We start from the raw sequence: 12889 nt of genomic DNA on the forward strand, positions 1-12889 counted from the left end.
GGCGGCAACAGCGTAAGCAGAGCGTGATGTCGAGGCCTGTGCTCCAGGGCTCGGACGGCGTCAAGCTTGCGTTAAGAATGGCCCGCGCGTGCGGAGGCCGCACGAAATGGGGAGGCGGGAGGCCGATGGCGGCCGACGGGGGCAGGGCCGGGCGGAGGAGTGGGGGCAGGGTCCGCCGGACGGCCGACGACCACCGAGCGTCACTCCGTGGCCGGACGCCCGTACGCGTCACCCGCCCGGACGCCGGTCCCCGTCACCTCCGGCCGGACGCCCGTCAGGCGTTCCTACGCCCTGAGCCTTGACGGACATGCGTCAGGGCCGGTGCGCACCAGGTGGGTGCGGCCGGCCCCTCGGTTGCCGTGTCGTTCTCAGGCGGCGGTCATCACCTGCTCCGCGCCGAGCGGGCGGTGCGGGGCGATGACGCTGCCGTCGGGCAGCAGCTCGCCGGTGTCCTCGAAGAGCAGGACGCCGTTGCACAGCAGGCTCCACCCCTGCTCCGGGTGGTGCGCCATGAGGCGGGCGGACTCCCGGTCGGCGGATTCGGCTGTCGGGCACGGCGGCTGGTGCTGGCACATGGGCGGGATCTCTCGCTCTGTCGTGGTCATGTCCGTCCCCCGTGGTGATGAGTCGGTCGGATTCCAGTGTTGTCCTCTGGGCGTCGTTCCGCAGGGATTTCACGGCACCGCTTCTCACAGGTTCATGACGCGTCACCCGCCCCGGTCGGTTCAGTCCAACTGCACTGTCCCTTTGGGTGGTTCGCACTGACCGGATAGGGCTAGTCCATATGGAACCGATCCGCTGGCATATGCCAATCTCGAACGCCCGTGCCGGCGGGCCCGCCTCCCGGACGTGCGGGCGGTGTCCGTGGAAAAAGAGTCGTACCCCGCTTCCCTCCCGGGCAGCGGGGTACGCGAGCGTCGGTCAGGCAGGCGAGCCGAGCAGCGGGAGGGGAGTCGCCCGATGGGTCAGCACCGGCAGCAACTCGGCCACCCGGAACGGGCGGTGCGCCGGGATGCCGGGCGGTGCCGGGGCGAGCGGCACGAGCAGGTCACCGGTGGCCGGATGGCCCTCGGTGCCGTCGCCGGTGCAGTCGTCGTGCAGCCAGAGGGTGAGCATGTACAGACCGGGGAGGGACAGCAGCCGTGCCTGGTACGGCTGCTGGAGCGCCTCGGCCTGCTGCAGGGCGCGTTCGGTGGAGGCGACGTAGGGGCCCTCGAAGAAGTGCGAGAAGGCCCAGCCGTCGGGAGTGAGCATGGTCTCGGCCGCGGCCACCGCGCGATCGCCGCACCGGATCAGGAAGCGCCAGCCGGCCAGCCGCGTCGCGGACAGGCCTTGGGCGGTGATCCGGTCCAACACGTGAACGGGCAAAGGGAGTTCGGGCGTCGCGGGACCCTGCGCGGCACGCAGGGAAGGGGTACGTGCCTCACGGACCGCGGTGGGGGAACCGAGGGCGGCGAGGACGGAGCGCAGGGCGGGCGCGGGGGCAGGGGGAACATGCAACGGCATGGTGGGTCGCCTCTCATTCGACAGGCGCGGCGGCGCGAGGAGGGTGGGGCGGACGACGCTGTCTGCTCACGGAAGGCCGGAGAGGTGGGGGCCCTGGTCGGGTGTGGATGAGGGTGCGGCTCTGTCTTTCGCCCGTCAACCGTGACGGCAGAAACACGGCAGGAACCAGGACCGAGGGCGCCAACCTTGTGCCTTGTGGACAGAGTTTATACGACGCGTGTTCGGCCGGTGTTTCGGCTATCCCCTTTCCGCGTGACGGACAAGGCGGAATTGGGCCGCTGATTCGCGGAGAAAATCCCGATTTCGCGGGGGACCCCTCGCCGCTGACCTCGTCGTACGCGCCGGTAGCGGTCGGCCGAATGTAGTCGGCGTTTTTCACGAGGCATACGGGGCACCCGAAGGTGCGAGCTGCGGCATGCCCCGTGAATGTGCCGCGGGGAACATTCCGACAGAGTAGCGGGCGGCGGTCCGACACGGGACGTTATCGATCGCTTCGGCTGGGCATCATCCCTCCTGACGTGGGAGCCCGGCGAACGGATCGTCGGCCCGCCCGTCCGAGGAGGGACACTTCCATGGGGGAGAAGGTCGTGGCAGGGCAGTTCGACCTGTCCGATCGCCAGCGCTACCGTGAAAGGCTCCAAAAGTGCCTGACGGGGCTGGAGCGACTGCTGGCAGAGAAGCGATTCGACCGTCCCAAGAACCTCATGGGGGTCGAGATCGAATTGAATCTCGCCGGCCGTGACGGCATGCCGAAAATGTTGAACGGACAGGTACTTGAGCGCATCGCCAGCCGTGACTTCCAGACCGAACTCGCCATGTTCAACCTGGAGGTCAACATAGCCCCGCACCGCCTGGGCGGCCGGGTGTTCGACCAGCTCGCCGAGGAGCTGCGGACCTCCCTCGCCTACGCCGACCGCAAGGCCGGTGAGGTGGACGCGGGCATAGTGATGATCGGCATCCTGCCCACGCTGGGCCGCGACGACCTGGTCTCCTCCAACCTCTCGGAGGTCGACCGCTACACCCTGCTCAACGACCAGATCGTGGCCGCGCGCGGGGAGGACTTCCGGCTCGACATCGAGGGCGTGGAGCATCTCGTGTGCACGTCGAAGTCCATCGTCCCCGAGGCCGCGTGCACCTCGGTGCAGCTACACCTCCAGGTCACCCCGGACCGGTTCGCCGACGTGTGGAACGCGGCGCAGGCCGCGTCCGCCGCGCAGATCGCCGTCGGCGCCAACTCGCCGTTCCTCTTCGGTCACGAGCTGTGGCGCGAGTCCCGGCCCCCGCTGTTCACACAGTCCACCGACACCCGCCCGCCCGAGCTGCAGGCGCAGGGCGTACGGCCGCGGACGTGGTTCGGCGAGCGGTGGGTGTCGTCCGCGTACGAGCTGTTCGAGGAGAACCAGCGCTACTTCCCGGCTCTGCTGCCCATCTGCGACGACGAGGAGCCGCTGGAGATCATCGAGGCCGGCGGGGTGCCCAAGCTCGCCGAACTCGTCCTGCACAACGGCACCATCTACCGGTGGAACCGGCCGGTGTACGGCATCGCGGACGGCGTCCCGCACCTGCGCGTGGAGAACCGGGTGCTGCCCGCCGGGCCGACCATCATCGACATCATCGCCAACGCGGCCTTCTTCTACGGCCTCGTCCGCGCCCTCGCCGAGGAGCCCCGGCCGGTGTGGACGCGCTTGCCGTTCGCCGCGGCCGAGGCGAACTTCGACGCGGCGTGCCGGCACGGCATCGACGCCCGCTTCGTCTGGCCCCGGCGAGGCCGGTACGGCGGCACGGGCGAGGTCGACGCGGTCACGCTGGTCCGCGACGAACTGCTGCCGCTCGCCGCCGCCGGGCTGGACGCGTGGGGCGTGGAGGCCGCGGACCGGGACCTCTACCTGGGCGTGATCGAGGAACGCTGCCGGCGCCGGGTGAACGGGGCGTCCTGGCAGGCGGCCACGTTCCACCGGGCACTGGAGAAGGGCATGTCGCGTGACGCGGCACTGGCGGCGACGACGCGGCGGTACGCCGAGCTGATGCACGTCGGGGAGCCGGTGCACACGTGGCCGGTGGGCCTGCCGGACCCGGTACCCCTGGGCTGACGCCAGGCCCTCACCCCGCGGCGGCTTCCGCGCCGGGCACCGAAGGCCCTCGCGCGGGACGACCCGGGCCTCACCCCGGGGCTCCCGGGCGGGGCGCCGGAGGTCCTGCGCGAGGACGCCCGGGCCCTGGGCGGGGCGTCGGCCGCCGCGTCCGGTGAGGTGCCCGTGCCGCATCCGGTGAGATGGCCCGCGGCCCCTCACACAGCGGGCCCGGTGCGCGTCGCCCGAGGCGTCTTCTGGGATCCTTGCCGGGCGAAGGTGGGCCGGGGGCCCGTGAGGCGGCTGGAGGCAGGGGTGCAGGTGGAAGCTGACTCGGTGGCCGGTTCCCCGGCGCGGGCGAGGGACCCGCGGCGGATACTGCGGGACGAGACACTGCTGGTCCTCGCGCTCTCGCTCGGCGCGAGCGGCGTGTCCGCGCTGATCAGCTTCATCGGCTCGGTCACCCGGCCGGGCGGCCTCAAGGACCAGGCGGCCACCCTCAACGCCTCCGCCGCGCCCGGCCGCCCGTGGCTCGACCTGGCCTGGCAGCTCTTCGGCATCGCCAGCGCCCTGGTCCCCGTGGCCCTCGTCGCGCACCTGCTGCTGCGGGAGGGCGCGAGCCTGCGCACGCTGGGCTTCGACCGCACCCGCCCCGGGCCCGATCTGGCCCGGGGCGCCGGCGTCGCCGCCGTGATCGGCAGCACCGGCATCGCCTTCTATCTGGCCGCCCGCGGTCTCGGCTTCAACCTGACCGTCGTCCCCGAGGCACTGCCGGACGTGTGGTGGAAGTACCCGGTCCTGATCCTCTCCGCCCTCCAGAACGCGATCCTCGAAGAGGTCATCGTCGTCGGCTACCTGCTGCGCAGGCTGGGCCGGCTGGGCTGGACCCCGGGGACCGCGCTGGTGGCCAGCGCGGTCCTGCGCGGCTCCTACCACCTCTACCAGGGCATCGGCGGCTTCCTCGGCAACATGGTCATGGGCGTGGTGTTCGTGTACCTGTACCGCCGCTGGGGCCGGGTCGGGCCGCTGGTCGTCGCGCACTCACTGCTCGACATCGGCGCGTTCGTCGGCTACGCCCTCCTCGCGGGCAAGGTGGGCTGGCTGCCGACGGCCTGAACAGCGACGCGGCCGGGCCGGTCAGGCGCGCAGCTCGCCGTCGATGACCGTGACCGCGCGGCCGGTGAGCAGCGTCCGCTCGCCCCGCAGCCCGGTACGGACCAGTCCGGTGCGGCGGGAGGCCTGGAGTCCGGTGAGGTCGTCGCGGCCGAGGCGGGCGGACCAGTGCGGGGCGAGTGCGGTGTGGGCGCTGCCGGTGACCGGGTCCTCGTCGATGCCGACGTTCGGGAAGAAGCAGCGGGAGACGAAGTCGTATCCCCGGGCCGGGTCGTCGGCGGGGGCGGTGGCGATGACACCGCGGGACGAGAAGGCTCCGAGGGCCCTGTGGTCGGGAGACAGGCCGAGGACGGTCTTCTCGTCGGCCAGCTCCACCAGCAGGTCACCGACGTTCGGCCCGGTGTCGAAGGCGGCGACCGGCGCCGCGCCCAGCGCCTCGGTGACCCCGGCCGGCAGCTCGACGGGGATGAGCGGGGCGGTCGGGAAGTCGAGCGTGATCGACCCGTCGGCGGCGGTGGTGGCGACGAGGACACCGCTTCGGGTGGCGAACCGTACGGAACCCGTGTGAGTGCCGGTGGTGTGCAGCACGTGGGCGGTGGCCAGTGTGGCGTGGCCGCACATCGCGACCTCGGCGACGGGTGTGAACCAACGCAGCGCCCAGTCCGCCTCACCGCCACCGGGCAGCCGGTGCGCGAATGCCGTCTCGGCGTGGTTGACCTCCATGGCGACGTTCTGGAGCCAGTCGTCGTCCGGGAAGACGTCGTCGAGGAGCAGGACTCCGGCCGGGTTGCCGGTGAAGGGGCGGTCGGTGAAGGCATCCACGATTCGCATACGCATGCCGCTGACGCTAGCGGCTGCGCGGGCCTTTGGCCCACGGCCGATTCGCCAGAACTGGTCCGTGGGAGGGCCACGCGCCGCTGTGGCCGGCGGCGCGTGAGTGCGAGTTCGAAGATCATTCGGTCGACCGTCCGTCGTCAGCTCCAGGGTCGTCAGGCGGCGATCTTCTTCCTGAGCGCGTCCACTGCCGCCGCCTGTCATCAGTGACCTGTGCCAGTGAACGTTGATCGATTGCCACTGAAGGGTGATCGATGGCTGTCTGTGCCAGTGAAGGATGACGACTTGCAGATTCGTGTCAGCCAAGGGCAACCGTTGGTGGTTCTGTCATTTCGCACTGGCAGGTCTCGTTAGGATCTCCTGATCATGGACGTGATGATGGGGAACGAGATGATCGCCGTCCCGCCGGGGCAGGTGATGCTGTCGGATCGGCGGACGCGGCGCAGTTGGTCGGTCGAGCTTGCGCCCTACCAGCTCGCGGCATCCCCGGTCACCCAGGCGTTGTACGCACAGATCACAGGCCAGCGGCCGAGTACCGCCCAGGGGGACCAGTTGCCCGTCGAGTGCGTCTCCTGGTGGGACGCGGCGCGGTTCTGCAACGCCCTGTCCCAGTGCGCCGGCCTCACGCCCGCGTACCACTTCCGTGCCGAGGCCGAAGATGTCGTGTGGGACGCGTCCGCCGACGGGTATCGACTGCCGACCGAAGCCGAGTGGGAGCACGCCTGCCGTGCAGGGACGACCGGGCCGCACTACGGGGATCTCGACGAGATCGGCTGGTACCGCGGTAACTCGCACGAGCGCATCCACGAGGTGGGCGGCAAACTCCCCAACTCGTGGGGGCTTTACGACATGCTCGGCAACGTCTGGGACTGGTGCTGGGACGTCTACGACGCCGAGGTCTATGGCGCCTACCGGGTGCTCCGTGGCGGTGGTTGGTTCGATGAGCACTGGAGTTGCCGGGCCTCCGCGCGGCGCCGCAGCCACCCGACTTTCCAGGTCGACGACGTGGGATTCCGCGTCGCGCGTTCTGTCGTGCGTTGATCCACAGTCCGGCTCGCGCGGGGTCGATCTGGCGATAGCGTGGTCCTCATGACGGCTGAAGACGAGGCGCTGGTCGGCGGGATGGTGAACGCGGGGGCGGTCTTCCGCCGGGGGGAGTTGGTGGAGCGACCGGCACCGCGCAACGCGGGCGCCCTGCATGCCTATCTCCTTGCGCTGAAGGAGCACGGCTTCGACGCGGCGCCGGCCCCTGTCGGTCTCACCGCGGATGGCCGTGAGCAGCTGACCTTCATCCCTGGCGACGTGGCTCTGTCGCCGTTCCCGGTCTGGGCGATGACGAGTTCTGCCCTCGAATCGGTGGGGAGCCTGCTGCGGCGTCTGCATGAGACCAGCGCGGCCGTCGCGGTCGACACCCGCGCCGAGTGGCCCCCGGACCTCGCCGACCCGGAGGGGGGAACGATGTTGTGCCACAACGATGTGTGCCCGGAAAACGTCGTCTTCCGCGACGGTCGTGCCGCCGCCCTGATCGATTTCGACTTGGCGGCCCCGGGCCGTGCCCTCTGGGACTTCGCCATGACCGCCCGCTATTGGGTGCCCATGCTCGATCCCGGGTCTGCGGCTGCTTTCTATCCTTCCGGCCTGGATGCGGCCGCACGGCTGCGGATTCTTGCCGACAGCTACGGCCTCTCGGCGGGGAACCGCGCCGAGTTGCCCGCCGTCATCGAGCAGGCCACAGAGGTCTGCCGGGCCTTCGTCGGCCGCCGCGTGGCCGACGGAGACCCCGTCTATCTCCAGGCGTTGGCCGAGCGTGGTGGATGGGAACGCTGGGACCGCATGCAGACCTGGCTGGTGGACCACCGCCAGACGTTCACGAGTGCCCTGCTGAACTGACCGGACCGGACGTTCGGGGACAGACTCACAAAAGCATCGCCTTGCGTTGGCGGTATGCCTTCTGGCGGCAGCGCTGGGAGCACGTCCGGCGCTGTGGCCTGCTGCGTCCTTCGGGTAGGGGGCCCGAACAGACTGTGCAGGGTGGCGTTTCCAGGGATTCGTTGCGGGTCGGGGCGAGGGCGCCAACCCTCGCCCCGACCGTGGTGGGTGAAGCCGCGGGTTCGGGCGGTGGGTTGGGGTCCGGGGACGCTGGGGCTGTCTGTTGAGTGCGGTGTTCTTCGGATGGATGGGTGCGCCAGCGGTGGGCTCTTTGCCGACACCGTGCTGAGCATGTGCGGCGTCGTGACTGTCCGCGCCCGGGAGGCAGCGGGTGCCCGCAGACTTCGCATGTCCCCAGGGGTGTCGGTGTCGGGTTCCGGGGTTGGGCCGATGGGCGAGTTGGACGCGATGGTGTCGTCCGCCAGCGATATGCCGCTTGTCGGCAGCGTTGAGAACAGGTGCGGCGCCCGCTCTTGGCAGTGCTCGGTGGCAGAGGGACTTCGCAGATCAGACAGGCCGGTGATGAGTCGGTCTCTGGTCCGGAAGGCGCTTCGGGCTGTTGCGTGCGTCGCTGTTGTCGTTCGAGGTAGGCGGCTCGTCGGCAGGCCGACGAGCAGAGAGGGCGGCGCTGTCCGATACGCATCCTAATGATCTTCCTGCAGATCCGGCAGCGTTCCCGGCGCCACTGGCTGGCGGGGTAGCGCTTGCGGTATCTCTTCTGTCGGCAGGCTCTCGAACAGGTCAGCGGCTTGACGCCGAAGCTCGCTTTGGACTGTATGGGGGCCCCACATTCCTCGCAGTTGACCGTGTTCAGGATCTGCCGGAGCTCGGCCGGGTCGCGGCCAGCGGCGGCGGCAACGCGGGGCCAGGTCGGACTGCCCCGGTGCATGGGCGGTTCAGCGAGGTATTTGCGCAGGTAGGCGGGAGGAAGGCAGTTCGCCTTAGCGAGGCGGGTGATGAACGAGGCGACTCCTTCTCCCTGTCGTGGACGGACCTTGAACGGAAGGCGGGCGACCTCGGTGTCCGGGGCCGACGACGTCATCCGTCGGTGCCGGGCTGCTTGCGGCGGGAGGCGATGTCGAGGTCGACGGCCAGCAGTCCCGCTTTGGTGATCTTCTCGGTGCCGGTGAGGATGGCGTCGACGGCGGCCCCGCGGAGCTGGTGGGACAGGGTGCCGATCATGCCGCCGGTGCGGGTGTGGAGGAACCGGTCCAGGCGGGTGAGGGTGCCGGGCTTGTGCTGGTGCAGCAAAAGGTTCGCCTCCAATTGGGCGACCAGGGCCTTCCATTCCGCGTTGTAGGGGAAGGGGTGGGTGTCCACTGCCGTGAACCGGGCGGCGATCTGGTCGCCGCGGGTGCCGGTCAGGAGACTGCTGTCCTCGATGTCGATGCCCGCGTAGGCGAAGGTCGCCGGGATCCGCTCGGAGAAGTACTTGAGTGTGTCGGACGCGTCGGCTCCGGTGCGGGTCTGCAGCGAGATGTTGTGGATCTCGTCGACCAGGACGAGGCCGATGCGGGCCTTGGTGCAGACGCCGACCACGGCTTCGGTGAGGTCGGTGATGTTGGAGCTTCGCAGGACCGGGAGACCGAGGAACCGGGCGAACTCGGCGGCGATCATGCGGGGTGTCGCGGCGGGCGGGACGGTGATGTAGATGACCGGTATGCGCTCGTCCGCGGTGTGCCGGGTTCGACGCCGGGCGGCAGGCCGTGCAGAACCTCGAGGATGTGCTCTTCCCACCAAAGTGCCCGCTTCATCACTTCGGGAGCGAAAGTCTCCAGCAGCCCGGACGGGGGCAGCGGCATGCGTTCGGGCTGGAACAGGATCTCGAAGTCCGCCGTCTCGAACAGGTCGATTAGAGTGACCACTCGGTGCGGTGCCTCGGTGTCCTCAAGCACCGCCGCCTGTGCGGTGACCTCGAGAACCCCCCTGACCTGGCCCTCGAACCGGACCCGCTGGCCGACCGCCAAGGCCGGCGGCCGCTTAAGGCTGCCCATGCGTTTCCCTCCGTCCAGACCAGGCTGTCGGTCTCCATCAGTCCTCCCACCAGGTCCGTCTTCAAGGCACCGGACCACAGCAGATGGAACAGCACCGGCAGAACCTGCAGACGGTCTCCGACCAGCCCGGCGCCGTCCCAGAGCCCCATCGGTTCACGGAAGACCTCCAGCAGCCGGTCCGCCACCGGCACCGGTCGAGCGCAGCGGGCCCGCCGATACCGGGGCAGCCAGCGGACATTCGCCATGAACACCGGCTCGGGCCGCCCGGCCCACTCGAACTCCCAGCCCACGGCCCGGCAGGCATGCCCGGTCGCGTCGAACGCCTCCTCCGTCGCCTCATCCAGCTCGTCCGCGGCCCGGACGTCAACGATGCGGGCGCCGCCGTCGGACAGCCGGACGAAGTAGTCGGGAGCGTGCCGGCGCTTGCGGGTGCCGTCGTGCCAGTGCAGCCAGAACGGCTGTGAGGCGATCGAAAAGGCCAGGTCAAAGGCATCAAGGACAGCCTCTTCGAACACACCGACAGGTGCCCCAACCACGTCCCCCGCGTACCTGTACACCGAATGATCAACCTGCGGTGGCACAAACTAGCGTTGATCATCCTTCAGTGGCAGTCGATCAGCGATCACTGACACAGGTCAATCAGTGTCCTGTGACAGGGAACCTTGACCGATTGCCACTGAAGTTTGACCGCCTGGAGGCGCTCTATCGGCGGACCGCCGAGATCAGTCCGCCGGGCCGCTCCTCGCGCTGCGGAGGGGTGCTGATCGGGCGGCCGTAGGCGGCAGCGCTCTCGCGCAGGGTGTAGCTGTCGGCCTCCCAGCCATGCCCGGCCAGCCAGCTCACCGGGTCGTCGGGCATCTCCGAGACCCACATGGACGCCGCCGATCCCGGCACGGCGTCCGCGCCGAAGCGCTCGATCACGCCGCGCGAGCCCAACGTCAGCCCCATCCAACTGCCTGCCGCCGACTGCGCGCTGATCCGGGCCAGCAGCAGCTCCACCGCGTCCTCGGGCAGATAGATCAGTAGTCCTTCGGCGATCCACGCGGTCGGCACGGCCGGGTCGTGCCCTGCGGCGGCCAGCGCGCCTGGCCAGTCCTCACGCAGATCCACCGCGACGGTGATCCGCTCGCAGCATGCGACGGCCCGCTCCTGGCGCAGCACCGAAGCCTTGAAGTCCAGTGGCGCGGCGGTGTCGACCTCGAACAGTCGGGTGCCCTCGGGCCAGTCCATCCGGAAGGCTCGGCTGTCCATGCCGGCGCCGAGCAGCACGACCTGCCGGACCCCGGACGCGGAGGCCTGCTGCAACAGGTCGTCGAGGAACTTCGTCCTGATGACGATGGAGAACGACACGGCCAGTCGGCGGCGTCGCGCGGCCTCGTCATCGGGCAGCGGCGGCGATGAGGGCCATAGGCCGCCGGCGGTGGCGAAGGCCTGTGCCAGTGGGTCGTGGAACAGCGCGTTCTCCCGCTTGGTCTCCAGCGCCCGCACCCTGGCCACCCCCACCGCCGTGGCCCACACTCCCGACGGCTGCACCCGCTCCTGCTCATCAGTCACCGCGCCAGCTTAGGCGGAGGCCCGCTGTGCCTTCCGCTGCCGGTATGCCTTCTGGCGGCAGCGCTGTGAGCACGTCCGGCGTTGTTGCTGGCAGGGCCCTGCTGGTAGTGGTCCTCCGCAGGTCTCGCAGGGTCTCGTTGATGCCGTGGGGGCTGGTTCGGGTGGCAGGGGTGGTGGTGCGGGTTGTGGTGTCGGCGATGTCAACGGCGGTTGGGAAGGTGGGGTCGCGGGAAGCTGCCTGGGCTGTTGGCGACGTGCTCGCTGGCGGCAGCGGTCTGAGCATGTCCGGCGTGCTGCTGAGAACATCCGGCCGTCGCAGACGGGACAGACACGTGGTCCGGATGGATCGGCCGGGTCTGCTTCGGCTAACCACTTTTCTTCGTGTTTGAGGTAGTTGGCTCGTCGGCAGGCGGATGAACACAAGCGATAACGCTGTCCGGGCTGGATCTTCATGCTCTTGCCGCACTCTCTGCAGGGGGCCTTCTGCACTGGAGCCCGAGGATGACGTTTCCGGTATGCCTTCTCGCGGCAGGCCTGGGAACAGCGCAGGGCCTGGCGGCCGATGACGTCGGACGGCGGTATCTCCCCCTCGCACTCCAGACAGCGCCTCGTTTCCAGGGTGGCCAGCAGCGTCTCCGGGTCGCGGCCGGTCGCGGCGGCCAGCCGTGTCCAGCTGGGAAGACCGAGATGTTCGGGCGGTTCGCAGAGGTAGGTCCGCAGGTAGCGGGGCGGAAGGTGGTTGGCGTGGGCCAGGCGGACGATGAAGGACCGGACGCCTTCGCCGGACCGGGGCCGGACCTGGAAGGGCAGGACGCGGACGTTCTCGTGGGTCATCGGGAGGACCTGGGCCCGCGGAAGTGAGGCGATTCGGCGGCGACGTCCAGCGGGACGGCCTTCAGCCCGGCTTTGGTGATCTTCTCGGTGCCGTTGAAGATCGCGTCGATCGCGGCTCCGCGGATCTGGTGGGAGAGGGCGCCGATCATGCCGCCGGTCCGGTCGTGCAGATAGCGGTCCAGTCTTGCCAGGGTGCTGGGCCGGTGCCGCCGCAGGGCAAGAGTCTTCTCCATGGTGGCGACCAGGCCCCGCCACTCACTGTTGTAAGGGAAGGGGTGGGTGGGGATCAGGGTGAAGCGGCCGGCGATCTGGGCTCCGCGGGTGCCGGTCAGCAGGCTGCCGTGCTCGATGTCGATGCCTGCGTAGATGAACGTCGCGGGGATCCGCTCGGAGAAGTACTTGAGGGTGTCGGCGACTTCGGCGCCGTGCTGGGTGGTGAGCGAGATGTTGTGGAGTTCGTCGACCAGGATCATGCCGGTGCGGGCGTCGGTGCAGACACCGACGACGGACTCGATGAGGTCGGTGATGTTCATGCGGGCCATCACCGGCAGTCCGAGGAAGCGGGCGAACTCGGCTGCGATCATGCGGGGTGTCGCGGCGGGCGGGACGGTGATGTAGATGACCGGCTTGCGGTCGGTGGCGGTGGGGTGCCGGGCCCGGTCCAGCAGCTCGTGGGACAGTCCGAGCTGGGTGATCGCGATGGTTTTCCCGGTGCCGGCGGGGCCGGAGACGATCAGGCCCCCGGCGGGCGCTGATCGCGTGCCGGTTCAGTACGACCAGGCGGCGGCCGGTGGCGACGGTGTGACGGACGACGGAGGTGGCGACCACCAGCAGACGGCCGTGATGGTCGAGACGGGCCTCGTCGAAGGCTGCTTGGCCGGCCTCGCCCAGCGCGTCGTACTGAGCGTCGGTCAGCCGGGGCGGCGGGCCCGGTGGTCCTTCGACGAAGCGGCGCCAGCCGTCGATCGTGGTCAGGTGCCGCTGGGAGTCCTGGGGCAGAGCGGACGATGCCGTCATGAGCGTTTCCAGGGGTCTTCCAGCGGGTCGAACAGTCCG

Annotated in this window: 9 protein-coding genes and 2 pseudogenes; 4 read left to right on the top strand and 7 right to left on the bottom strand. The window is 69.7% G+C overall.

Annotated features, from left to right (window positions below; translation table 11 throughout):
- Nucleotides 1-368 precede the first annotated feature (368 nt).
- Together D9753_RS30040 and D9753_RS30045 are read right to left on the bottom strand one after the other, a co-directional pair.
- Nucleotides 369-575: a DUF5999 family protein gene (locus D9753_RS30040; RefSeq protein ID WP_121789856.1), complete on the bottom strand. Its 207-nt coding sequence runs from the start codon at nt 573-575 to the stop codon at nt 369-371.
- A gap of 346 nt (nt 576-921) precedes the next feature.
- The gene (locus tag D9753_RS30045) at nt 922-1506 is read right to left on the bottom strand and encodes a hypothetical protein (RefSeq protein ID WP_121789857.1); all 585 of its coding nucleotides are present in this window, start codon (nt 1504-1506) and stop codon (nt 922-924) included.
- A gap of 572 nt (nt 1507-2078) precedes the next feature.
- Between D9753_RS30045 and D9753_RS30050 the strand changes: the two genes are divergently transcribed.
- Nucleotides 2079-3596: a glutamate-cysteine ligase family protein gene (locus D9753_RS30050; protein WP_121789858.1), complete on the top strand. Its 1518-nt coding sequence runs from the start codon at nt 2079-2081 to the stop codon at nt 3594-3596.
- 294 nt (nt 3597-3890) lie between these two features.
- On the top strand, nt 3891-4691 hold the full coding sequence (locus D9753_RS30060; RefSeq protein WP_121789860.1) for a CPBP family intramembrane glutamic endopeptidase: 801 nt from the start codon (nt 3891-3893) through the stop codon (nt 4689-4691).
- Nucleotides 4692-4712: 21 nt separating this feature from the next.
- Here D9753_RS30060 and D9753_RS30065 read toward each other — a convergent pair whose 3' ends face one another.
- A complete protein-coding gene (locus D9753_RS30065) occupies nt 4713-5525 on the bottom strand; it encodes a PhzF family phenazine biosynthesis protein (protein ID WP_121789861.1) in 813 nt (270 codons plus the stop codon).
- A 363-nt stretch (nt 5526-5888) separates the two neighbouring features.
- On the opposite strand from D9753_RS30065, the gene D9753_RS30070 reads away from it, so the two are divergent.
- A complete protein-coding gene (locus D9753_RS30070; RefSeq protein ID WP_121789862.1) occupies nt 5889-6563 on the top strand; it encodes a formylglycine-generating enzyme family protein in 675 nt (224 codons plus the stop codon).
- A gap of 48 nt (nt 6564-6611) precedes the next feature.
- A complete protein-coding gene (locus D9753_RS30075; RefSeq protein ID WP_121791358.1) occupies nt 6612-7412 on the top strand; it encodes a phosphotransferase in 801 nt (266 codons plus the stop codon).
- 1077 nt (nt 7413-8489) lie between these two features.
- On the opposite strand, the pseudogene D9753_RS30080 reads toward D9753_RS30075, so the two are convergent.
- The 4 genes and pseudogenes from D9753_RS30080 to D9753_RS30100 all read right to left on the bottom strand — a co-directional run.
- Nucleotides 8490-9125, bottom strand: a pseudogene (locus D9753_RS30080) (ATP-binding protein); the annotation flags it as partial.
- A gap of 178 nt (nt 9126-9303) precedes the next feature.
- On the bottom strand, nt 9304-10026 hold the full coding sequence (locus tag D9753_RS39090; RefSeq protein WP_338057993.1) for a TnsA-like heteromeric transposase endonuclease subunit: 723 nt from the start codon (nt 10024-10026) through the stop codon (nt 9304-9306).
- 121 nt (nt 10027-10147) lie between these two features.
- Entirely contained in the window at nt 10148-10999 is an 852-nt protein-coding gene (locus tag D9753_RS30095; protein ID WP_121789863.1) for a class I SAM-dependent methyltransferase, read from the bottom strand.
- 830 nt (nt 11000-11829) lie between these two features.
- Nucleotides 11830-12850 (bottom strand): annotated as a pseudogene (locus tag D9753_RS30100) (AAA family ATPase).
- Nucleotides 12851-12889: the final 39 nt, after the last annotated feature.

It is taken from the genome of Streptomyces dangxiongensis (assembly GCF_003675325.1).
GTDB lineage: Bacteria > Actinomycetota > Actinomycetes > Streptomycetales > Streptomycetaceae > Streptomyces > Streptomyces dangxiongensis.